The organism is Ignavibacteria bacterium, from assembly GCA_013177855.1.
Taxonomy (GTDB): domain Bacteria; phylum Bacteroidota; class Ignavibacteria; order Ch128b; family Ch128b; genus Ch128b.
Map to the genome: position 1 here is coordinate 814818 of JABLYA010000001.1, position 24717 is coordinate 839534.

Below are 24717 nucleotides of genomic sequence, written 5' to 3' on the forward strand. Positions count from 1 at the left end.
TTTTAATTTAGTTAAAAATTGTATGACTATAAACAAAAATACAATCAAAAAGATTTTAATCATCAAGCCTAGAGGAATTGGTGACTTAATTCTTTCCACAATCGTTTTAAAGAATTTGAAGAATGAAATCCCTGATTGCAAAATTCATTATTTAACCGAAAGTTTTGCTTCTCCAATTTTAAAATTTAATCCTTACATCACTAAAATCTATGAGTTCAAAAATTCTTTTTTTGAAAATTTAAGATTGATCAATCGATTGAGAAAGGAAAACTACGATATAATTTTTGATTTCTATTCAAATCCAAGAACGGCTCAGTTCACATTTCTGACAAGAGCTAAAATCAAAATTGGATATGATAAACGCGGTAGAAAATATGCTTACAACTTGAAAGTGAAATTGACTGATCCAAATTTACACAGTGCTCTGGCGCATCTTGAGTTTTTGAAGATTTTAAACTTTCGAAGTGATCAGAAAGAATTACTGTATTTTATTACTGAAGAAGAGAGAAATTTTGCTGATAAATATTTTGTTTCGAATCAAATTTCAGAAAATTGCATCGGCATAATTCCCGGAGGCGGTTGGAGTTCAAAAAGATGTGAACCAGAAAAATTCGCTGAAATTTGTCAGCTTGCACATCAAAAATTCCAATCTGAATTTTTAATACTTTACGGAAATGAAGATAAGCAAGACGCACAAAAAATTTATGAATTGACTTCCAATATCTCTCATCTCGCTAAGGAAACATCAATTCGAGAAATGGTGGCTCTAATATCAAAATGTCGAGCAGTTATTGCAAATGATTCTGGTCCAATGCATTTATCTGCTGCAATTGGCATCCCAACTATTGGAATTTTTGGTCCGACAAATCCTTATGCACATGGTCCATTTGGTAAAAATTGTTTTTGGGTCAGAAATGAAAATTTGGAATGCATTCAATGTAATTTGAGAGAATGTAATCGCAATCATGAATGTATGATTGATCTAAATCCAGAGCTTGTAATTGAAAAACTTGATCTAATTTTTAAGAATTAAAAATGATTAAAATTAACTATAATCAAATTAACAAAGTTTTGATTTTAAGAATTGGTAGGATCGGTGATATAATAATTTCATCCTTTGTATTCAGAGTTTTGAAAGAAACCAATCCTGAGATAAAGATTGAATTAATAACGCTAAAAAAAAATAAAGATGTCCTGCGATGTAATCCTTTTTTAGATAAAATTTATTTTGTTAACAAAAATGTTTTTTCATTGCTAAAAATTTTACCCTTGTATTTCAAGAATTACGATTTAATAATTGATTTAAATGACAATCCATCAACAACTTCCTCAATTTTATTGTCAATAACCCGAGCACAACACAAACTTGGATTTGATTTTAAAAAGCAAAAAAGATTTTTGACAATTCCAGTTGCTTATCCTGGCAAAGACAAAATGCACCTTATTGATAGATATGCTTATTTACTCAGTTCAAGCGGACTTGAAATAAATCCAGAGCAAATAAAACTTGAGCTCTATCTTGATCCTGAAATCAATAATTCAATCAATCAACAATTCTCAAAAATTAGAGAGCACAGCAAAATTATCTCAATTAACATATCGGCAAGTGCGGATATAAGAAAATATCCTTCCACAAAATGGATTGAATTAATACAATCACTGAAAACCAGATTCCCTTTTCTCAAATACTTGATTCTATACGATCCAGCTGATAAGTATGAAGCTAATTCAATCATTAATTCAATCGATAAGCAATTTTTAATTTTTTCTGAAGGTACATCATTCCAACATTTTGCGGCAAAGATCAAAAATTCTGATCTCCTTATTACTCCCGATACTTCTGCTGTACATATTGCCTCAGCATTTCAAGTTCCTGTAATTGCTCTCTATCCGAATGTGGATTGGAATTTTATTAGTTTTGCACCTTACAAGACAAAATTTAGAGCGATTAAATCATCATCTGAAGAAATAAAATCAATTTCGGTTTCAGAAATTGAAAAAGCACTCGAAAGTTTAATTCAAGAACTAAACTGGTGATATGAATGGAAAAAACTCGTTTTGAAATTCCGAAATGCAAAAATTTTTCTGGTTATAAACCTTGCTTTCCTTACTACAATTGTCTTGAAAATGGATGCAAAGAAAATAATCCTATTGGAAAGAATATTTTAATCATTAACCTTGATGCAATGGGCGATGTGATAATGACAACCGCTCAATTACCTGGATTAAAAAGGAAATATCCAGAATCAACTATTTTCTGGATCACACTCAAAAATGCTTTCCCGCTTCTGTTACACAATCCACTAATCGATTATCCACTCGAATGGAATTTTGAAAATATACTGATACTTCAACAAATGGAATTTGATATTGTATTAAATGCCGACAAATCTCAGAGATCGTGCGGTTTGCACAAATCTATCAATGCAAAAGAAAAATATGGTTTTACTCTTAATGAAGATGGAAAGATAGTCCCAGAGAACGCTTTTGCTGATTATAATTATTTACTCGGCATTGATGATTATTTGAAGTTCAGAGTCAATCAAAAAACAGGACAGGAAATTTTAGCCGAAACATGGAATAACGATTATCAACGTGACCGTTATATTCTTAATCTCACTGATGAAGAAAAAAATTTCGTGAGAGATTTCCGAAGTAAAATTTTAGATCATCCTGATCAAACCATCGTTGGATTTAATACTGGTTGTTCAAATCTTTATCCAAATAAGAAAATGACAATTGAACAACACGTCTATCTGATTAATGAATTATCAAAATTCCCTGAATACAAACTGGTTTTATTAGGCGGACCTGAAGACACTGAACGAAATCAAAAAATCAAAGAACTTGTTGGAGATAAAGCAATTTTAACTCCAACAACAGAAGGTTTGCGTAAAGGACTATGTTATATCGATGCTTGTGATGTTGTTATAACTGGTGATTCATTTGGAATGCATGCATCTATCGGGCTCGGGAAATATGTGATTGTCTGGTTTGGTGTCAGCTGCTGGACTGAAATTGACCTTTACGACTATGGTAGAAAATTTTATCAAGAAGATCTTGAATGTTCGCCCTGCTGGAAAAAAGTCTGTCCTTATAATCTTGAATGCATTCAAAGAATAGATCTCGAAGGAATGATTAGAGAAGTGCATAAGTTTCATCGAGAAATTAAAAATGCAGCTCGATAGAAATTTCTTTTTGAATTTAAATAAACCGTTAGTGCTTGACGGACCAATGGGTACATTACTGATTGAGAGAGGAGTAAACTTAGGCTCAAAATTGTGGTCTGCTCTTGCATTGATAAATAATCCAGAAGAAGTCAAAAAAATTCATAATGAATATATCCAATCAGGCGCTGATATAATTACAACAAACACATTTCGAACAAATCCTTATGCTGTTAAATTAAGCGGCACAAATTATTCATCTCAGGAATTAGTTAGAAAAGCTGTTCAGCTTGCAAAAGAAAGTATTAATGCGGCTAATAAAAAAATTTTAATTGCAGGCTCAAATGCCCCAGCGGATGATTGTTATCTTACGAAAAGAATAATGTCAAAAGATGAACAAATCGAAAATCACTACTTACACATTCAATATTTAATCGAAGCCGGTGTTGATTTTATATTAAACGAGACATTTGGTGATAAAGAAGAGATTGAGATTGTTTGTTCTATTTGCAAAGAGTTTCATTTTCCCTTTGCCGTGAGTGTTTTAATCAACTCTGAATTAAAAACTTTTTTCGGTCAGAATTTATTAGAAACTATTGAAATGATTTTTAATTATGAGCCGAATTTTATTTCACTAAATTGTTCTCGACCTGAGTTTATCCTTCAAGCATTAGAAATTTTAAATGAATTCAAGCCATTTGGAGTTTATCCTAATTTGGGATCGATTGAATCATTTCAAAGCGGAAAACTTGTTCGTGATTTTACTGATAGTCAATTGAATGATTTTGTAAAAAAATTGATTGATAATGGTGTCAGAGTAATTGGTGTTTGTTGTGGTGGTAATCCAAACGACATAAAACTTATAAGAAAAATTGTTGACAGTTTATGAAAGAATATCTTTCCCCTGCCAAAATTAATATCGGATTAAACATCGTTTCGAAAAGAGATGATGGATACCATAATATCGAAACAATTTTTTATCCCATCAATCTCTTTGATAGACTGATATTCAAGGAATCGAAAATTTTTGAAATTGTTTGTTCAGATCCATCAATCCCTGTTGATGAGAAGAATCTAATTTATAAAGCTAAAAATGTTTTGTCTGAATTTGTTCAAAAACCTTTGGATATAAGAATTGAACTCGAAAAAACAATCCCTGTTTTTGCTGGTCTTGGTGGTGGAAGTTCTAATGCTGCCATCACACTCATTGCCTTAAATGAAATTTTTGAATTGAAATTATCAAACGAAACTTTACTAAGTCTCGCTTCAAAAGTTGGAAGTGATGTTCCATTTTTTATCTTAAAATCACCTGCTTATGCTGAAGGTCGAGGTGAAATTCTTCAACCATTACCAGATTTCAAATTGAACTATAAAATTATATTAATTATTCCAGAAGTGAAAATTTCAACAGCCTGGGCGTATTCTAATTTCAAATCATCGAAAAAAGCAATTGAACTCTCTCTGATCAAAACAGCTCAGGATTTCGAAAAACATAGAGATAAAATTACAAACGATTTTGAAGAAATTGTCTTTCCAGTTTATCCTGAACTAAGAGCAATTAAAAATCAGCTTCTTGAATTAGGAGCTGTATTTGCTTTATTATCAGGGAGCGGCTCAGCAATTTATGGTTTATTTGAACCGAACTCTGAGGTCGATTTGGTAATTAATCACTTTAAAAACTTTCGAGTGTTTATATGCTAAAAAATTTATTCAAAACAATATTCATTTTATCTTTCATTCTTTATTCGGGATGTTCAACTAACTTTATTGCGAAAGAAAATAAAATCATTATTCATCCAAGAAATACTTGGGGAGCCAATTATCCTAAACCTTTCAAATCACATACAACAGTTAGAATAACCATTCATCACGAAGGAACATATTTCCCGCAGGATAGCCTTGCTTTTAGACACATTAAAAATATCCAAATCTGGGGAATGGGAGAAAAGAAATGGGCAGATGTACCATATCACTTTTTTATCGATGGATTTGGAAATATTATTGAAGGCAGAAATATTTTTACCGCAGGAGAAACAAATACTTCATACAATCCTGAAGGGCATATTTTAATCTCGATTATTGGCGAATATCATAAAAGCCAAAAATTAAACGCTGATCAATACAATTCACTAATAAATCTAATTACTCATCTCTGTAAAAAATATCAAATAAGTCCTGATTCGATTCGTGGCCACAGAGATTATTGCAAACCCAATGAAACAGATTGCCCTGGAGATAATATCTATCAATTTATTGAAAGTAGAAAAATCATTGACGATGTAAAGAAAAAAATTAAAGAATAGATTTGTTCGAACTAATCAAATAACAAATTTGGATTCCTGTTTCAAATGATTTAAAACAAAAAAGGCTGCCAGATTGGCAGCCTTTTATTCGCAGAGGTCAACACTCAGGGATTTATTTTTTCCTCAATCTCTTTATCCTCAGAAGGTAATTCCTCCGAGTTTGTCATTGTAAATGTTAATTCGTCTTGACCACTAATATGATCAACAAGAAAGATTGAGGCCCCCTTAACAATTCCCTTAAGCATTACCTCTGCAACAGGATCTTCAAGATATTTTCTCAAAGCTCTGTTCAAAGGTCTTGCTCCAAATACAGGATCATAACCTTTTTCAACAAGGAAATTTCTTGCTGCATCAGTCAATACAAGCTTGAAGCCCTGATTTTTTAATCTTGCCGTTATATCGCGCAACTTAATATCAATAATCTGGTTAATATGTTCTTTCGTTAATTTATGGAATATGATATAATCATCGATACGATTAAGGAATTCGGGATTGAAAAGTTTTTTCATCGAATCTTCAATTGTTTCTTTCATTTTTTCATAATCATCATCTTCAACTTCCTTTTGACCAAATCCCATTTTCCCAACTTTTTTAATATCTCTTGTTCCAATATTTGAAGTCATAATAATGATTGTATTTTTGAAATCGACTCGTCTACCAAGTCCATCGGTCAGAATTCCATCATCAAGAACCTGGAGTAAAATATTGAAAACATCGGGATGAGCTTTTTCTATCTCATCAAGTAAAATTACAGAATAAGGTTTTCGTCTGACTTTTTCCGTTAACTGTCCACCTTCTTCATAACCAACATATCCCGGAGGTGCACCAATTAATCTACTCACCGAGAATTTTTCCATATATTCTGACATATCAATTCTCACAAGAGCATCTTCGGAATCAAACAAATATTTAGCAAGGACTTTGGCAAGTTCAGTTTTACCAACACCAGTTGGACCTAAGAAAATAAAGCTTCCAATTGGTCTCTTAGGATCTTTTAAGCCTGCTCGAGCTCTTCTTATGGCTTTTGAAATTTTTTCTATTGCTTCATCTTGACCGACAACATATTGCTTCAAATAATCTTCCATATGCAGTAACTTTTCAGACTCAGATTGAGCAACTCTTGTTACAGGAATACCTGTCATCATAGAAACAATCTGTGCAACATCTTCTTCGGTTACTTCATGAACAATTGTGCTTGATTCAATTTCCCATTGTTCTTTTAATCTCTCAAGCTCAGCCTGCAGTCTTTGTTCCATATCTCTCAATTTAGCAGCCTCTTCGTAATTCTGACTCTTCACAACCTGAATTTTTTTCTGTTTAATTTGAGCTATCTCCTCTTCCAGATCCAAAATTTCTTGAGGCACAACAATATTATTTAGTCTTACTTTTGCTCCTGCTTCATCCAGCACATCAATTGCTTTATCTGGAAGATGGCGGTCAGTAATGTATCGATCACTTAGAATTACACAAGCTTTAATTGCTTCATCGGTATAACGAACATTGTGATGTTCTTCGTATCTGTATTTAATGTTTCTTAGAATTTCAATAGTCTCTTCGACAGTAGTTGGCTCAACTAAAACTTTTTGAAATCTTCTGTCTAATGCACCATCTTTCTCAATATATTGCCTATACTCGTCAAGAGTTGTTGCACCGATGCATTGTAAATCCCCTCTTGCAAGTGCCGGCTTAAACATATTTGAAGCATCAAGTGAACCAGAAGCTCCGCCAGCACCAACAATCGTATGCAATTCATCAATAAATAAAATTACATCTTTAGCTTTTTCGAGCTCATTCATTAAGGCTTTCATTCTCTCTTCGAATTGTCCACGATATTTAGTGCCTGCAACAAGAGCAGCTAAATCAAGCGTAACAACTCGTTTATCATACAAAACTCTCGGAACTTTCTTTTGAACAATTCGAAGAGCAAGTCCTTCGGCAATAGCTGTTTTACCAACACCCTGTTCACCAATCAAAACTGGATTATTTTTCTTTCGTCTGCTTAAGATTTGTACAACTCTTTCAATTTCTCTTTCACGACCAATAACTGGATCAAGCTTATCTTCAGCAGCCAGTTTTGTTAAATCTCGTCCAAAATTATCAAGAACAGGTGTTCTTGTTCTTTCAACTTTTTTCTCAGCTTTTCCCATAGGTGGTATAAAATCATTATATCCTGATTTACCGCTAATTATATTATTTAATTCAGCTCTAACTGCTTCATAATTAACATTAAATTGATGTAAAATCTGGCAGGCGATGTTCTCTTCATCACGAAGTAATGAGAGTAGAAGGTGTTCTGTTCCAATAACTTCTGATTTATAAATTTTTGCTTCAATCTGAGAAATTCTTAAAACTTTCTCAGCAGATTTAGTAAATGGAATATTTCCAATCGTTAAAGTTCCACCAGTTGATTTTACTGTATCTTCAATAGCTTTTTTAAGTTTATGTAAATCAACACCAAGATTTTTTAAAATCTTTATCGCAATTCCTTCACCTTCTTTAATAATTCCAAGAAGCAGATGCTCGGTTCCAATATAATCATGACCGAGCCTCAAGGCTTCTTCTCGACTTATTCTAATTACATCGTGTGCTCTATTTGAATAATTCGGTTCCATATCTGAATTTTTCCTTTCCTCTAAAATTAGTTTGCAAATTATCTATTGAAATTTAGTCAAATAGTAATAACTATTCAAGCATATATTTTATTAGTTCTAAATCTTGACCTTTTTTACTCATTAAATCTCGAATTGTTCATATTTTCAAGGCTTTATCAAAGAATTTCACACTATTAAACAATAATTAATTTATTAATGTTCGACCTTCTGGACTTTATTTTCGAAACATTTCTTTAATTGATAAATTCTTCTACTTAATAATGAGTCAGTTCCTTCGAATTTGTCCAAAAAAATGTACTGAGCCTTTTACAATACATTCAAAAATAAGCTAAAAATCACAAAAATTTAAGGTATAATCTTTGCTGATTTTTGGGAAAAAGGTTAGAAAAATGAAAGCAAAATCTTTAATAATCCTGATTTCCCTTTTATTCTCTGGCTGCATTATCGAAACTGATATTTCTAATTACCGTGATAACATTCCGCCAAGTCCGCCCAAAAATATTTATTCAATTACTGGTGATAACATAGTCGAGCTTTACTGGCAGCACAATTCTGAAAAAGATCTGGATGGTTATAATATTTACCGAAGTTTTTCCTATTATGGCAGATACGAGTTCATTGGTTTTACTTCAAACAATTACTTTGTTGATTATACTGCAAGGAATGGAAATACTTACTACTATGCTCTTACGGCTGTAGATTATTCTGGGAATGAAAGTGAACTTTCAACCGATATTGTTTATGATACGCCTCGACCTGAAGGATACAATCAAGTGATTTTTGACTTTAGAAGATTTCCAAACAATTCGGGCTATGATTTTTCAAATTACTCGGTTGTGCCTTACAATGATGATAACTGCGATATGTTTTTCGATAACGACAATGGTAAATATTATATGGTCGTTTACGATGATACCGATATTCAGGATATGGGATATACAAACGATTTATACGAGATTGATAAAGCTCCTATTTCTGGCTGGAGTCCCACTAAGGATGTAAGACTTTATGTCGGACATACTTATGTAGTATGGACATATGATAATCATTTTGCAAAATTTAGAGTAAAGTATTTAAGTAATGAAAGAGTAGTTTTTGATTGGGCTTACCAGCTTGTTGAAGGGAATCGTGAACTGAAAATTTCACCAAATCTAAAAACTGGTCAGAGGGATATGAAGAAACAAAAAACTTTCGATAGAATTAGCAACCGCAATTAAATTTTTCTGTTTTGATTTCTAAATAATTCTAAAATTATATAACTTAAAAATGGTATGAGAACGAAAATTTATTTAATGATTATCTGTTTAATGTTTACACAACTGGTCAGTGACCTGGCCGCACAGAAAAGGTCTAAAATTATAAAACAATTTTCTCAGGAAAATCAGAAAATCGAAAAGTCATTTCCTCTTCCTGAAACTGAATTTGAAAACATAATTAATGGTTTAAGCAGCGGCGATATCAATAAAATCTCAAGGCATTTTGCTCCTCAAATTTATCTCAGCTTAAGGTCGGGTGAACGGGGATATCATTCAAGCAATCAAGCTTATTACTTAATTGATAATTTTTTTAGAATTTATTCGCCTATTAATTTTCAAATAATTTCAAGAATGATGGAAGGATCGATGCCTTATCTCTCTGGCAAATTATTTTGTCGTTTCAAAGGTTCAATTGAAACATATCAAGTTTATTTGAATCTGAACTGGAACGGCTCGAAATGGGAAATCACTCAAATTTCAATTAACTGAATTTAATGAGAAGTTACTTATCTCGACTATTTCTTAAAGAAAACAGACTTCAGCTATTAATCATTTCTGGTTTTTTGCTTCTCATTTTATCCGCTTTAATTTTCCCTTATTATCAAAGTTATGTTGATGAAAATTGGGAAACATTTGTTGAGGATAAAATTGAGAATTCTGCTAAAACAATTCAGAAATATTTTGATGAAAAACAAAACGAGTTAATAAAAGAAAATAATTTTATAAAAGACAAATTATCCCCTATACTGCTCGACCATAGTATATCATTCTTTAAAAAGCAAGATGAAGTCTTTAAAATCTTAATCCAACTAAAAGACAACGACTTTTCGCATCAGATTTTTGACTCGAGCTTCAATTCATTTGCCTGGTCTGATTTCCTAAAAACTCTGGACAAAAATTTAATTATTGATAATCTGAATAACATTCAATTAGTCAAAGAAAATTTTAGAACTTATCTGGTTTATGGTGAAAAAATCGCTGATGAGAATGATGTCTTTTATCTTTTGTCATTCGAAAAGCTTGAAGAAGATTACCAAATCAGGAATGAATTTATTCAACAAAATTCTCTTGTCAATTTTTTCACTCAAAAACTTAATCTAAAAGTTTCTATTCTTCTGGATACAATTTATTTTTCATTCAAGACAGATCAGCTTTCGAATAGTGCTTTAACTTTCAAACCAATTAAATTTCTAAATGGTAAAACAGCGTTTTACGTTTCTATTCAAAAACCTGAAAAATTAATTTACCTTCAAAAGCTCAGCTCAGATTTCGGACAAATTCAAAAAATTATTTTTCTCATCATTCTATCAATTTTAATCTATTCACTATTTAAAGATTTAGCTTCAATCCAATCACGATTGATTCAAGCGTTAGCAGTGAGTGTTCTATTCTGGCTCTATCGAATTGTCTTATTAATTTTAGATTTTCCAGCTTCAATTCTTGAAGGGAATATTGTTAATCCATCGATTTATGCATCGAGGTTTTTATTTGGTCTTGTAAAATCCCCACTCGAGTTATTTATCACAGCCTCAGTCCTCTCACTAAACTTAATAATCATTCTTGTTCTTTATAAAATGCATTTGCTGGAACAAAACAACAATCACCAAGAAACGAAATTTCGAAATAAAATTTTAGCCATCTTTCCAGCCTTGATTTTTGTAATTATTAGTCCTGCGGTATTAAGAGGTTTCGGTGCATCTTTTAGAAGTTTTGTGTTTGATTCTACAATCAAATTTTTCGAACAACCTTCCCTTATCCCAGATCCAATTCATCTGATACTTTATTATTCAGTATTTGCAACAGGAATTTCACTCGTGCTTTATTTAATGTTCGTTGTTTACATAGTTTATAGATCGCTCAGATTTTTGAATGTTCAAGATAAATTAAGAACAAATCTAATTATTCTTCTTGCATTAATTATTCCTGTTTTGATTTTTTATCTCTCTGATAGTAATCCTCAATACAGCATACTTACAAGTTTTTTGCTTATTATTACTGTAGTTTTAATTGCATACTACTCACTTAAAGAAACTACAATCTTTACTTTTCGAACTATTTTTTTGATTCTCATCTGCTCATCGATTTTTTCATCAATTTTTATTTATGAGAAAAATGAAGAACAGAAGAAAGAATTACAGAAAACTATTGCAAGTGAACTCTTAAAACCAAGAGAAAAAATTATAAACTTTGCACTCAATCAAACCTTAGCGCAAATCGGGACAGATATAGAACTGAGTAAACTTTTCTACATCGAATCTGGAGCAGGCTACAATAATTCTGATTTTAATTTCTTAGCCTATCGTCTGTGGATTAATAGTATCTTAAGCGACGAGGGATTAAACTCTTATCTATTCCTATTTGATAAATATGGCAAACCACTAGGCTCATTTGGTTTTGGAATGAGTGAACCCGATTATCTTAGCGAATATTTTGAGCCAAAGCTTGTAAATGAACTAACAATCTTTTTGATAAAATCTCATTCACCAAATGATTTGTTTGGGGTGATCCCAATAAAGTTTAAAAATACAATTGTTGGTTATTGTGGAGTTGTAATCAGACTAAGTCAGGAAAATTTTCAACCCGCTGTATCGAATACACTTTTCAAAAATATCAAGTATGAAAAAAACCCGTTTAATCTTTTACCTGATGCTGTCGTTTATGTATATAAAAACAATCAACTCGAGCTTTTGCAAGGTGATGAACTTCCTCTAACAAGAGAAATAGATGCAGGTTTAATCAACAACGCATTAACTGACAACAAATTCGAGTTGTGGCTTGAAGAACAAATTGATTCAAAAAAATATCAAACTTACATTTTAATTTATAACTCAAACCAACCAATAGAATTAATTACGGTAAGCATTCCAAAGGACAGTTTTATTTTAGTATTGTTTACCCTTTTCAAATTCATACTTGTTCATATAATTATTTCGCTGATTATTTTAATGATTGGAACTTTAATTCTTGTGATAAAAGGTTACAGGTTCATATTAAAATTTAAGACCCGACTTTTCATCGGCTTGTTTTTTGTAACTCTAATACCAATTATAATTTTAGCTTATTTCACCCGTGAATCTGAAATGACGAGATGGAAAAATTATCTTTCTAATGAATTGAAAAAAGATCTCGATATCTTGAGTCTTCAATTAAATCCTAAAACTAATTTCAATGAATTATCTAACTTAAGTCAAAAAATAAATCTTGATTTCAATATCTATAAAAATTATGAGCTTGTTTATTCAACTCAAAATAAACTTTATCAGATTGGATTTTTCCCCAATTCAATATCCGCAAGTGTATTTGATGGTTTAATTATAGAAAATAAAAATTACACTTTTGATTTTGAGTATATTTCAGATTATCAATATCTGGTTGGTTATAAAAAGGTAAACTCTGAAAATGAAAATTTAATTATTTCAGTTCCGACTCTTTATCAACACGAAAAAATTCAAAGAGAGCTTGGACAAATTGATACTTTCATTTTTGGTGCATACTCATTAACGCTTTTATTAATCTTCCTTTTTGGGAATTTATTCTTCGAAAAATTAACCCGACCAATTTCGGAATTAACTGAAGCAACGAAAAAAGTTTCAAGCGGCGATCTTAGTGTTAAACTCGAGCCAAAAGAAAGCGGTGAAGTTGGCGATTTGATTGAAGCTTTCAATAAAATGATTTCTGATTTAGAAGAATCTCGTAAAAATTTAGCCCGAATTGAAAGAGAGCAAGCGTGGAAAGAAATGGCAAAGCAAGTCGCCCATGAGATTAAAAATCCGCTTACCCCAATGAAATTATCACTACAACATCTTCAGTTTCTCTATAAAGAAAACCGCAAAGAATTTGCACGAATTTTTGGAAAAGTCTCAACTACTTTAATCGAACAAATTGAAACTCTTACAAAAATCACAAATGAATTTTCTCATTTTGCCCGAATGCCAGAAAGAAAAATCATCAAATGTGATCTTGAAGAAATTTTGAAAGAGGTTATTAATTTATTCTCTGCAGAAACCAAAGTTGAATTTGAATCAGTTCCGAATGAAACATTCTTTGTTAATGCAGATAAAGAAGAGCTTAAAAGAGTTTTCATCAATATTATAAAAAATTCTGTTCAGGCAAATTCGACTGAAATTAAAATAAAACTTTACAAAGACGCTAATTATTGTTTTATCAACATTGAAGATAACGGCTCAGGTATTCCTGAAGAACTTTTGGACAAAATTTTCGATCCTAACTTTTCAACTAAAACAGAAGGAGCTGGATTGGGTTTGCCAATCGTGAAAAGAATTTTAACTGATATCAATGGGACTATTGAGATCAAGAGCGAAGTTGGAAAAGGCACAATTGTGATGATTGCAATTCCACAAATTAAATCAGAAAACTAATGCACGTTCTAACTCAACAGCAGCTCAAAGCACTCAATCTGAATATTTATACAATCGTTACAGCAAATGCTGGTTCAGGCAAAACATTTATCCTGACCAGAAGATTTATCGATACAATTCTCAATAAAGATATAAAGTTCAAAGAAATTGCAGCAATTACTTTTACCGAAAAAGCTGCTTCTGAACTTGTCTACAAAATTTCAAATGAGCTTGATAAAATTTTAGAAACCATAGATCCGAGACATCACAAAAAATTAAAAGAATTCAGAGAGCATATCCTTTCCGCAAAAATTTCAACAATTCATTCTTTTTGTTTTGATCTTTTAAGAGAATTTCCAATTGAAGCTGAAATTGATCCTTCCACAGAAATTATTGATGACTTACGAAAAATAGAATTAATCGAAAAAAGCGTTGAGGACACTCTAATTGAATTTTTAGACAGAGATGATCAGGGAGTTCGTGATCTACTACGAATGTTTGGGAAAGAAAATTCGATTGAATTTTTAAAGAGATTAATTGAAAAAAGATATTTCACCGATCAATTAATTGAAAAAATTTATTTAAGTAATGGTCAATTCGATTTTCAAGATTATCTTAAAAAAATTAAACAAGAGGCAGAAACTTATTTTAAGTCGATTTATGAAGGAAAAATTCGAGATGCTCTAAAACTTCTACCATTAATCAAGAATGAAATAACGGCAAATAAAAAACAAGAAATATTGGATGGGATTGATGAAATCATCTCAAGTTTGAATTCATTTCTAAATGATTACGATTTTTCGAAGTTACAGAGGATTATAGGATTAATATGCTCTATAATTCTCACTCAAAAGTTTGAAATTAGAAAATCTGTTTTCAAAAATTTCGATGAAAGTTCAGCAGTTTTTCAATTTCAGAAAATCATTTCTGAGATTTCTGATTTTTATGATAAAGTAGACTTTTCTGTTAACCTTGAAGAAACGAGATTTAATCACATTAAATCTTTGATTGATATTTATAATACTGCAAAAAAGAAATTCTCAGAATATAAAATCCTGGAAGGCGTTTTAGATTTTGAAGATTTATTGATCCTTGCTGACAAACTTCTTGAGAATGAAAAAGTTAAGAAAGAGATATCCAATCGTTTTAAATTTATTCTTGTAGATGAGTTTCAGGATACCGATTCAATTCAATTTAACATTATTAAAAAAATCACAAATGACTTTGACGATGAACATAATGTCTTCGTCGTAGGTGATGAGAAGCAAAGTATCTATGGTTTTCGAAATGCACAGTTAAGTGTATTTCAGAATTTCAAAAAAGAAATTTCTGATCGTTACACTCAGTCTGGTGAAAAAGGTGTCGTTACACTCAGCACAAGTTTTAGATCAACACCTTCCATTGCTTCATTTGTAAATGAAATCTTTTCAAGATTATTTATTCAACAAACAAACTCTCAGATAAATTATCATCAGGAAGTTGAATATTCTGAATTACAGGTAGGGCGAGAAACTTTTTCTGATGAAAATATTCTTTTTTTAGTAAGCAAGCTTGATAAAGATGATAAAGATAATCTATTTCAAAGTGAAAATGTCGCTAATTACATTCTTGATTTAGTCAACTCAGGAAAAGAAATTTTTGATCGCCAAACACAGAAAACAAGAAAAATAGAATTCGGCGATATCGCCCTGCTCTTCCGAACAAACCGAGAAATGAAATCTTATGAAAATGTATTTATTAAAAAAGGAATTCCTTTCGTTGTAAGCGGTGGAAGAGGATATTTTCAATCAGAAGAAATACGAGACTGGTTAAATTACTTGAACTTCCTTGCCAATCCTAAAAACGATGACTCACTAATTGCAATTCTTCGTTCACCATTCTTTTCTTTAAGCGATAATTTGATTCTTGGTTTAGCTCTTGAAAACAATAGACTTTCTTATTTTGAAAGGTTGAAGATTGCAGCGAATAATAATGACAATAATCTGATCAAAGAAGTTTACTCGCTACTAAATCACCATATTCAAATTGCTTCAAGATATAGTTTACCTGAGTTATTGCAGAGAATTTTAATTGATACAGATTACTACGGCAAGATCGATGGTCATCCAAAAAAATTTCAGATCATCGCAAATATTGAAAAGCTTATTAATTATGCTCACAGTTTTATTTCAAGCGGATTAGAAGATTTGCGAACTTTCTCTGATTATTTTAAAGAAGCATTTGAAAAGGAGCAAACAGCTGAGGCGGTAATAAGTGAAATTCGTGGCAGTGTTCAATTAATGACAATGCATCAAGCAAAAGGTCTTGAATTTCCAATTGTCATTCTTCCTAACTTTGAAAATAATTTGAAACGGCAGAGTGATCGGTTCGGTGAAATCTCTATCAATGATTACTTTGGCTTTTGCTTTAAAATCTTCAATAAAGAATTAAACGAATCAAAAGAAAAGGACAAAGGCAAAAACATTCATACACTTTCATCTTTCTTTGGAACAAAAATTAACGATGGTATTGATTACAATGAACAATTGAGATTACTTTATGTAGCTTTAACTCGTGCGACAGAAAAATTAGTAATTTCATTCAGACATAATTTTGAAAGCAATGAATCCGATAAAACATTTAGCTTTAAGAATATCTTATTAAGCAATCTTCCACCAATGAATTTTAATGAAAATAATAACCTGACAATTCCAACTAAATTGAAATTTCTAAAAATTGAAAACGATAACCCAGTCGAGTTCGAGCAAGCTTTCGATCTTAAAATTGAAGTTTTGAAAGATTTGCCAGTTCAAACAATCGAAACTATCGGACAAAGTAAAAATGAAATTTCGCAGCAAAAAAATTTAATAATTCAAATTGATCCAATTCAGACAGGATTTAATAATGAAATTTTCACAGCAACTCAATTAAATGTCTATCAATTCTGTCCCGCAAAGTATCTGCTAAAATTTATCATTGGCTACAATCCACATAAAACTTATCTCTCAGAAAAAATTGAAGATGATGAAATTTCAGGTGCTGACTTTGGACTTATATTTCATCAACTGATGGAAAAATTGAACAAAGCAGATTTAAAAGAAGCTGAAAATATACTTCAAGAAATTCTATTACCTTATCCCGAATCGATCAGGGGGAAATTTAAGTCCGAAGTTTTAGAAAAACTTAAGAAGCTTTTTGATGAAGATAATTTTGTTAATATTCTTAATCATCAAAATTCATATAGGGAATTCGAAATAAAAGTAAAATTTAAGAATCACATTTTACTCGGAATAATTGACAGACTGAATTTGAATGATAATGAAATTACGATCATCGATTACAAAACAGACAGTTTCGAAGAAGAAGACTACAATGCAAAAGTCAGAGAGTACTTAAACCAGATGGAATTTTATGCTTTAATATCTTCAATCTATTTCAATACTGATAAGATCAATTTGATTTTATATTTCATTAATTATCCAGAGAAACCTTTTGAAAAGAAATTTACACAAGAAGAATTATTACAAATAAAAATGAAGTTTGAAGCGTTACTTGAAAAGTTAAATATTAACAAATTCGAACTTAATGAAAATAACTGCCCCAAATGTGAATACTCCATCAATTCAAAATGTATCTTAAAGAGAACCAGTTCTTAAATGGCTTCAACTTTTGTTATTTAATTGCAATTTCTTTCTTCACTATTTATAAGCAAATGTTTCTAAGAATCAAAAAATTAAGTTGATAATCTTTCCTGTTTATGATGAAAGAGTGAATAAATGTATTTTGTCATTTAAGCATCATTAAATATTCGCATTTCTTATATCAATAAAATCTGAACTTCAAAAAAATTAAATTGCAAGTCGATTAATTAAAATTGGTAGAGTATGATAGGTGAACTTTCAGCATTATTAACAGCATTCTTATGGTCAATTACATCATTATTATTTGCAAATGCAGTTTCACGAATTGGAAGCGTTCAACTTAATGTTTCAAGACAAATTATAGCTTTAATCTTTCTTTCAACAGTCATTTTTTTATTTGGATTTGATTTATCACTTACCGCACGACAAATTTTATTTCTCGGTTTAAGCGGTTTTGTTGGATTGACCTTCGGCGATACATTTTTATTCCTTGCTTATAGAGAAATTGGTGCAAGAATCAGTATGCTTATAATGTCGCTTTCCCCTGCAGTTGCAGCGGTACTGGCATTTTTTCTTCTTAAAGAGAAACTAAGTTTTTTAACAATTATAGGAATGACTGTAACTCTCTCAGGGATTTTGCTTGTAGTATATGACAAAAACGGAAAACAAGAAAATGGAATTAATTATTTAGGATTATTTTTTGCATTTCTTGCATCAGTCGGTCAGGGTATTGGACTTGTCCTGGCGAAAAACGCTTTTTTAGAATCAAATAATTCATTGAATGGATTCGTCGCTACCTTCATACGACTTTTTGCATCAATTTCAATCTTGTTGCCAGTTTCGCTTATAATGAAAAAGTTTAAAAATCCAATAATTGTATTTCAAAAAGATCCGAAAGCTTTTCTGTTAACTGTCGGCGGTTCAATCGCAGGACCATTTTTAGGAATTACTTTTAGTTTGATAGCTGTCTCGCACACAAAGGTAGGAATTGCATCAACTATAATGGCTTTACCGCCTGTTATTATGCTTCCTTTGGTAAAATATTTTTATAATGAGAAATTAAACTTTCGTGCGGTGGTTGGTGCGTTTATAGCTGTCTTTGGTGTTGCGATATTGTTTTTAAGAAATTAATTAAATGAATAAATTATATTTGATATAATTTTGAACTACAAACAAAATGTCTAAGATTTACAAATTTCTTTTTACGATTAATACAATTATTATTTTTTCATTGCTGAATTTTAGCTGTGATGCACCACATATAAACCCACTTGATCCGCAAAATCCTTCAAAAAAATCTTACAGCATAGAGGGTTATGTTTATTCCTATTCATTACCAAGAATTTCAATCCCAAATGCTCTTGTAATATGGCAAAATGAAAACAAAGCTACTCTGACAAATTCCAATGGTTACTTTAAAATTGATGTAAGCAATCTCAAAGATGGCTGGTTAAAAGTAATAATTAATGGATACAAACAAGATTCAGTTTTTGTAGTCTGGAATTCAACTAAGTTTTATAAAGAATTTTTTCTCAATCAAATTCCTGTAATTGATAGTATTGAATTTTACTCTGTTTTATTAAACCAATATCCAAATTTACAGTCAACTACCTTGAACATTAGAGTTAAGATTAGTGACCGTGACAATGATATAGACTCAGTATTAATCGAAAATCCACTGACTAAATCTAAATTTTCATTGATATATAATTCACAATCCAGATTTTATGAACGAACCTTTGACGAGCTCGATTTTAATGTGGACGATTTCTCTGAAATTATTGGGTTAAAATTCAATATCTATGTAAAAGATTTTTCGGAGGATATCTTTAAAGTCGGAGAAGAAAAACTTAATCGAATTATAAAAAATGAAATTATTCTTGAAACACCTTTGAATAATGATACTGTCTCATCGAAACCTTATTTACAATGGAGGAGATTTAATCCAGGATTTAAATTTTCTTATTCAGTTGAGATATTGAATGACGAATTTCCTCCACGAACAATTTGGTCAAAAGATAATATTTCAATGGAAGAAACAGGAGTTCAGGTTGATGCGAATTTACCAGCTGGAAACTACTTTTGGGTTGTCTGGTGTGTTGATCAATTTTTAAATAGAGCTCGTTCTAAACCTGGTTCATTTGTTGTAAAATAAATTTAAAATTAAGATGGCATTAGTTGAAGAAATTAAAAAGATAAAATCTATAACTCGAGAGCAATTCGAATTGCTTTATAATATTAGTCGAAAACTTAATTCTCTCGAGTACGAAGAAGGTCTGATAGATGAAACATTGGATCTTGTCATAAATGTTGTAAATGCCGAAAGAGGTTTGTTTGCAAAATACGATACAGCGAAAAATGATTTTGAAATTATTGCTGCAAGAAATGTGAAGAAAGAATCAATTCAAGATTTATCATCATTTTCGTCTGGAATACTTCAAAAAGTTGTTCAAAACAAAAAACCATTTCTTTACCACGATGTTCAAAGTGACCCTTCTCTCTCACAATTTGATAGTGTTCAAATTCATAGAATAAAATCAGTACTTGGTGTTCCAATTATTAAGGACGGTAATGTTTGGGGAGTTATTCTTGTCGATAGTCAAATAAATCGTAAAGAGTTTACGGAAGAGAATCTTATCTTTTTAGATTTCTTTTCTAATCTTGTCTCTCTCGCACTTGATAAAATTTTGAATCTGCAAAAACTTGAAAAAGAAAATCTTTATCTTAAAAATCAGCTGCAATCAACACAAAAAATTCCTGAGATTGTTGGTGATAGCCCCGCAATTAAAAAACTATTTCAATTAATTCACAAAGTTGCTTCAACTGACGCAACAGTTTTAATTTTAGGTGAAAGTGGAACTGGAAAAGAGCTTGTCGCAAGATCAATTCACAATTTAAGTCAGAGAAAAGATAAACCTTACATTGCTCAATTTTGCGGTTCGATTCCTGACACTTTGCTTGAAAGCGAATTATTTGGTTACAAGAAAGGAGCTTTTACAGGCGCTACTTCAGATAAAAAAGGTTTGTTTGAAGTTGCAGATGGCGGAACATTTTTCCTCGACGAAATTGCTGATATCTCTCCAGCACTTCAGGCAAAGTTATTGAGAGTTTTGCAGAACAAAGAAATAACTCGATTGGGCGATACCAAACCAATTAAAGTTGATGTCAGAATAATTGCAGCAACAAATAAAGACTTGAAGCAGCTTGTCAATGAGAACAAATTCCGGGAAGATTTATTTTATCGATTGAATGTTTTTCCAATTGAAATTCCACCGCTTCGAGAAAGAAGAAGTGATATTCCTCTTCTGGCACATCATTTCATTAAAAAATACTCAAATCGGGAAATTACAATTACACCACAAGCTATGAAAAAGTTAGAAAATTTTTATTGGCCCGGTAATGTTCGTCAACTTGAAAATGTAATTCAACGAGCCCTTATTTTATGCGATTCAAATCAGCTGACACCTGAACACATTATCATAGAAGACGAAGAAAATCTGCTGGACTTTAAAGGAACACTTGAAGATTTCGAAAAACTTTTACTATTGAAACGATTAAAAGAATATGACGGGAATCGAACTCAAACTGCTAAATCGCTTGGAGTCTCGGTAAGATGGGTTCAGATGAAATTAAAAGAAATCAATTCAAATGAATTTAGAGAAGATGAGTGAATTAAAAACCCTTTTCGAAAAATTTGAAATTGTCGAGACTTTGAAAAAGGATTCACAAACTGGTGTCTATCTTGCAAATCATATCTATTTGAATAAGAAAATTATTTTAAAATCTCTCGATACATCAAATTTAACAGACCAAACAATCTTACATCGTTTTAAGAGAGAAGCAAAAATACTCGCACAACTTGATCACCCAAACATTATTAAAGTTCTCGATTTCGGCACATATCAAAACTACTTTTATATTTCATTTGAATATTTTCAGGGAGAATCACTTAGAATTTTTTTGAAAAAGAAAAAACTTGATTTAAATGAATTTGAAATCATTGTTGCTCAAATACTCTCAGGGCTTGATTATGCACATTCACAAAAAATTATTCACAGAGACTTGAAACCCGACAACATTCTAATTGATTCGAATCTTAAAGTTAAAATAGCGGACTTTGGACTTGCATTAAGTGAAGATGAGGTTCAGGTAACGAGGAAAGAATCTATCGTCGGAACACCAGGTTATATGTCACCAGAACAAATTCGAGGTGAGGAATTAACAGCTTCAAGTGATATTTTTTCTTTGGGAATTATTCTCTTTGAAATGCTGACCGGATCAAATCCTTTCATTGGTAAAGACATCACAACAACAATCAATAACATTCTTTTCTTAGACAGAGAAGTTCTCGAACAAAAACTCATTAATGTTCCAGAAAAGTGGTCAAAAATTATTCTTCGATGCCTTGAAAAATCAATTGATAAGAGATATAAATCAATCTCTGAAATTTCAAATGACGCAGACTTGGCTTTTGAAAAAAGTTTAACTTCAAAAGACAAAACTAAATTTGAATTAAAATTTTCAACACCAATCGTTTTATCATTCAGTATTATCTTAATCTTAGCAGTGAGTGTAATTTTCTTTATTGAGAAATCAGCAAAAGAAAAATCAAAAGAACCTTCATTAGCAGAAAATCCTATATTTAATGTAGTTCCTAATACTCCATCTGATCAAAAAATTTCAGAACAATTATTGAAAAATCAAAAACAAATCGAAGACACCAAAAACGAAAAACTCATCTCAACACAAAAGTTGAACGAGTCAAATCAAACTGAACTTAATACGGTAAATTCAGATGGTGAATTATTCATAACCTGTTCACCCTGGGCTGATATTTACATCAATGATGAAAAGATAGAAACTACTCCATTACAAAAACCCATAAAACTTAAAACAGGCAAATATCAATTGAAACTTATTCATCCAAATTTTCCACCAATAGATCAAACAATTGAAATACAACCTGATAAACTGCTGAAATTGGATTTTAACTTTTATGAAAATTTTGGATACATTGAATTTCAGATTATTCCCTGGGGTGAAGTGAAAATTAACAATAAAAATTATGGTACATCCCCTTTTCAAAAACCTGTGATTCTAAATCCGGGGAAACAAATATTAACTTTTCATAATCCAAAATTTGGATATTTTATTGATACAATTTTTTTACAAAAAGGTGAAACTCTAATTTATCGGTTAAACTTTAATAATGTCAAAACACTGGCACAATAATTGACTTATTTAGAATGATGAGAAAGTTAATTTATACATACTTGATTGTCTTACTGATTGCTGTTGAAAGTTTCAGTCAGAATCTTCAATGGCAGGAAATTGGCAGGATGCCTGTTCCAGTTAAAGGCCACCGTGCTGTTGTGATGGATTCTGTAATTTTAATAATTGGTGGTTTTTCTGATTCTTTGAATATGCCCATTGATTTAATTCAAGAATTCAATCCACAGCAAAACTCGTGGCGGATAATCGGAAATACAAAATTTAAGAGAACAAATTTCTTTGCGGGCAAATTACATGACAGCTTAATTATTTTTGGCGGAGTCTACCGAGCACCAACTAATTTAGATTACTTTTCACTTGAGATCTGGAAAAAAAATTTTCTACCATACATTTATAGATATAATCCAATTTTTAACAGAAGATTCTCCTCCGGCTTTTTAACAGAAAATAGACTGTTTGTTTTAGGCGGGAAAAAAATTCCTGTTCATATGGATACTACTAAACTTAATTATTTAATTGAATACGATGTGATAAAAGATTCAATTGTTTTTGTAATGGAAAAACTCCCGGGCACCACCGAAATTCCATTCCATCAAGCAATATGTAAAATGAATTCGGATGCTTTTATTTTCGGAGGTGTTTCAACTGGACTTCTCAACCGAATTTATAGATTTGATATAATTAATAAATCTTTGAACAGGTTGCCAATCAATTTACTCCAGTCAAGAGCTGGCTCTGAGGCAGTTCAAATAAACGATTCCAAAATTTTAATCATTGGCGGTTACAATGAATATTTCAAAGCATTGAAAACAACCGAAATTTTTACTCAATTCGGCAATTACTTTTCAATTGAATATGGACCGAGTTTAAAATATGCAAGGAAAGAATTTGCAGCAGTTCGTTATAAAAATTCTATCTATGTTTTCGGTGGTGAAAATCAATTCGATGAAACTGTACCTTATGTTGAAAAACTTGACCTACTAACGGATGTTGAAGATTCACCAAATGTGATAAATGATTTTTCACTTGACCAAAACTATCCAAATCCATTTAATCCCAGCACCACAATTTGCTTCAGAATTCCGCAAAAATCAAAGGTTTTTCTTGAAATTTTTGATATTTTTGGAAACCGCATCAAAACTCTAATTAATAGTGAACTGGAAAGTGGTGAATATAAAATTGTTTGGGATGGTACTGATGAATATAATAATCGGGTTGCATCAGGTGTGTATTTTTACAGGTTGAGTAGCGCTAAAATCTCTCTCACGAAGAAAATGGTATTGTTAAAGTAAATGTTTAAGAAATTTTCTGTTATCATTTTTCTAGTCTTTGAATTTTCAACCTTAGCTTTTTCACAAACCTCTTCAAGTTTTGAAACAGTTTTAAAACAGAAATTTGAAAATTTTGATTACAACTCTGTCATAAATCTTGCTGATTCAATTCTAAAGAATGAAAAAAAATTAAGTCACGAAGATTCTTTAGTTATTCTCTACTACAAGGCAATATCAAGTTTTACTATTTGGGATATAAAAACAAGCGAACAATCCTTTAGAATGATTCTGACACTGGACAAAAATTTTACTCTGGATTCTATCAATGTTTCGCCAAAAATTATTTCCTATTTCAACGACTTAAAATCAAAATTTGTTAATGAGAACAGAACCGAAAAACAAAATAATTCACTCAACATTGATTCTCTATTATCTTTAGAGAGAAGAAAATATTCTTCTGAATTTGCTTCTTACAGACAGGCTCTCTGGAGAAATTTAATTTTACCTGGTTGGGGCGATATCTATCTAAATAATAATTTTAAAGGCTATCTATTCTCAGGAACTTTCACATTATCTTTTATATCAAGTGTGTATTACATTTTTGATACGAAGAAAAAAGAAAATGATTATTTGAATGAAATTAATCCAGATTTGATTTTAGAAAAATACTCGAAGTATAATTCTTCTTACAAATTAAAAAATATCTTTATTGCTTTGACATTGTTCGTATATATTTATTCGCAGGTAGATTTTCTTATTTCAAAAAATTATTACATTCAATCTAATCATTATCCAACTTTATCAAGTTCAGAAGATTCTTATTCCACCATCAAAGTCTCTTTTTCGCTTCCTATAAAGTTCTAAACTTAAATTTAACCCTACGAAAAACTATCCCTGA

The 24717-nt window shown here is 31.1% G+C and carries 17 protein-coding genes; 16 read left to right on the forward strand and 1 reads right to left on the reverse strand.

Annotated elements, in window-relative coordinates; all coding sequences use genetic code 11:
• The first annotated feature begins 22 nt into the window (after window positions 1-22).
• From waaF to HPY57_03480, 6 genes are read left to right on the forward strand one after another with little or no spacing between them, the layout of a single operon-like run.
• Window positions 23-1033 (forward strand): lipopolysaccharide heptosyltransferase II, encoded by a 1011-nt coding sequence (gene waaF / locus HPY57_03455; protein NPV10826.1) that lies wholly within the window; start codon window positions 23-25, stop codon window positions 1031-1033.
• A 2-nt stretch (window positions 1034-1035) separates the two neighbouring features.
• Window positions 1036-2037: a glycosyltransferase family 9 protein gene (locus HPY57_03460; protein NPV10827.1), complete on the forward strand. Its 1002-nt coding sequence runs from the start codon at window positions 1036-1038 to the stop codon at window positions 2035-2037.
• Between the two features lie 5 nt (window positions 2038-2042).
• Window positions 2043-3188 carry a glycosyltransferase family 9 protein gene (locus HPY57_03465; protein NPV10828.1) on the forward strand — a complete coding sequence of 382 codons (1146 nt, stop codon included), beginning with the start codon at window positions 2043-2045 and terminating at the stop codon, window positions 3186-3188.
• Window positions 3175-4056, forward strand: a complete 882-nt coding sequence (locus tag HPY57_03470; protein NPV10829.1) for a homocysteine S-methyltransferase family protein — start codon at window positions 3175-3177, stop codon at window positions 4054-4056. Before HPY57_03465 ends, HPY57_03470 begins: the two co-directional genes overlap by 14 nt.
• Complete coding sequence (gene ispE / locus HPY57_03475) at window positions 4053-4868, forward strand: 4-(cytidine 5'-diphospho)-2-C-methyl-D-erythritol kinase (protein NPV10830.1); 816 nt, start codon at window positions 4053-4055, stop codon at window positions 4866-4868. Before HPY57_03470 ends, ispE begins: the two co-directional genes overlap by 4 nt.
• On the forward strand, window positions 4862-5470 hold the full coding sequence (locus HPY57_03480) for an N-acetylmuramoyl-L-alanine amidase (GenBank protein ID NPV10831.1): 609 nt from the start codon (window positions 4862-4864) through the stop codon (window positions 5468-5470). Before ispE ends, HPY57_03480 begins: the two co-directional genes overlap by 7 nt.
• A gap of 104 nt (window positions 5471-5574) precedes the next feature.
• Here HPY57_03480 and HPY57_03485 read toward each other — a convergent pair whose 3' ends face one another.
• The gene (locus HPY57_03485; GenBank protein NPV10832.1) at window positions 5575-8082 is read right to left on the reverse strand and encodes an ATP-dependent Clp protease ATP-binding subunit; all 2508 of its coding nucleotides are present in this window, start codon (window positions 8080-8082) and stop codon (window positions 5575-5577) included.
• 389 nt (window positions 8083-8471) lie between these two features.
• Here HPY57_03485 and HPY57_03490 point away from each other — a divergent pair, with 389 nt between their 5' ends.
• From HPY57_03490 to HPY57_03535, 10 genes are all read left to right on the forward strand, one after another.
• Window positions 8472-9299, forward strand: coding sequence for a hypothetical protein (locus HPY57_03490; GenBank protein ID NPV10833.1), 828 nt, complete (start codon window positions 8472-8474; stop codon window positions 9297-9299).
• 54 nt (window positions 9300-9353) lie between these two features.
• Window positions 9354-9827: a DUF4783 domain-containing protein gene (locus HPY57_03495; GenBank protein ID NPV10834.1), complete on the forward strand. Its 474-nt coding sequence runs from the start codon at window positions 9354-9356 to the stop codon at window positions 9825-9827.
• Between the two features lie 5 nt (window positions 9828-9832).
• Complete coding sequence (locus tag HPY57_03500; GenBank protein ID NPV10835.1) at window positions 9833-13717, forward strand: HAMP domain-containing protein; 3885 nt, start codon at window positions 9833-9835, stop codon at window positions 13715-13717.
• Window positions 13717-17331, forward strand: a complete 3615-nt coding sequence (locus tag HPY57_03505) for a UvrD-helicase domain-containing protein (protein ID NPV10836.1) — start codon at window positions 13717-13719, stop codon at window positions 17329-17331. Before HPY57_03500 ends, HPY57_03505 begins: the two co-directional genes overlap by 1 nt.
• 228 nt (window positions 17332-17559) lie before the next feature.
• A complete protein-coding gene (locus HPY57_03510) occupies window positions 17560-18447 on the forward strand; it encodes a DMT family transporter (GenBank protein ID NPV10837.1) in 888 nt (295 codons plus the stop codon).
• Window positions 18448-18493: 46 nt separating this feature from the next.
• Window positions 18494-19471, forward strand: a complete 978-nt coding sequence (locus HPY57_03515; GenBank protein ID NPV10838.1) for a hypothetical protein — start codon at window positions 18494-18496, stop codon at window positions 19469-19471.
• 13 nt (window positions 19472-19484) lie between these two features.
• Complete coding sequence (locus HPY57_03520; protein NPV10839.1) at window positions 19485-20987, forward strand: sigma 54-interacting transcriptional regulator; 1503 nt, start codon at window positions 19485-19487, stop codon at window positions 20985-20987.
• Window positions 20965-22548, forward strand: a complete 1584-nt coding sequence (locus tag HPY57_03525; protein NPV10840.1) for a serine/threonine protein kinase — start codon at window positions 20965-20967, stop codon at window positions 22546-22548. Before HPY57_03520 ends, HPY57_03525 begins: the two co-directional genes overlap by 23 nt.
• Before the next feature lie 14 nt (window positions 22549-22562).
• Complete coding sequence (locus HPY57_03530; protein ID NPV10841.1) at window positions 22563-23840, forward strand: T9SS type A sorting domain-containing protein; 1278 nt, start codon at window positions 22563-22565, stop codon at window positions 23838-23840.
• A complete protein-coding gene (locus HPY57_03535) occupies window positions 23841-24683 on the forward strand; it encodes a hypothetical protein (protein NPV10842.1) in 843 nt (280 codons plus the stop codon).
• The last annotated feature ends 34 nt before the right edge of the window (window positions 24684-24717 follow it).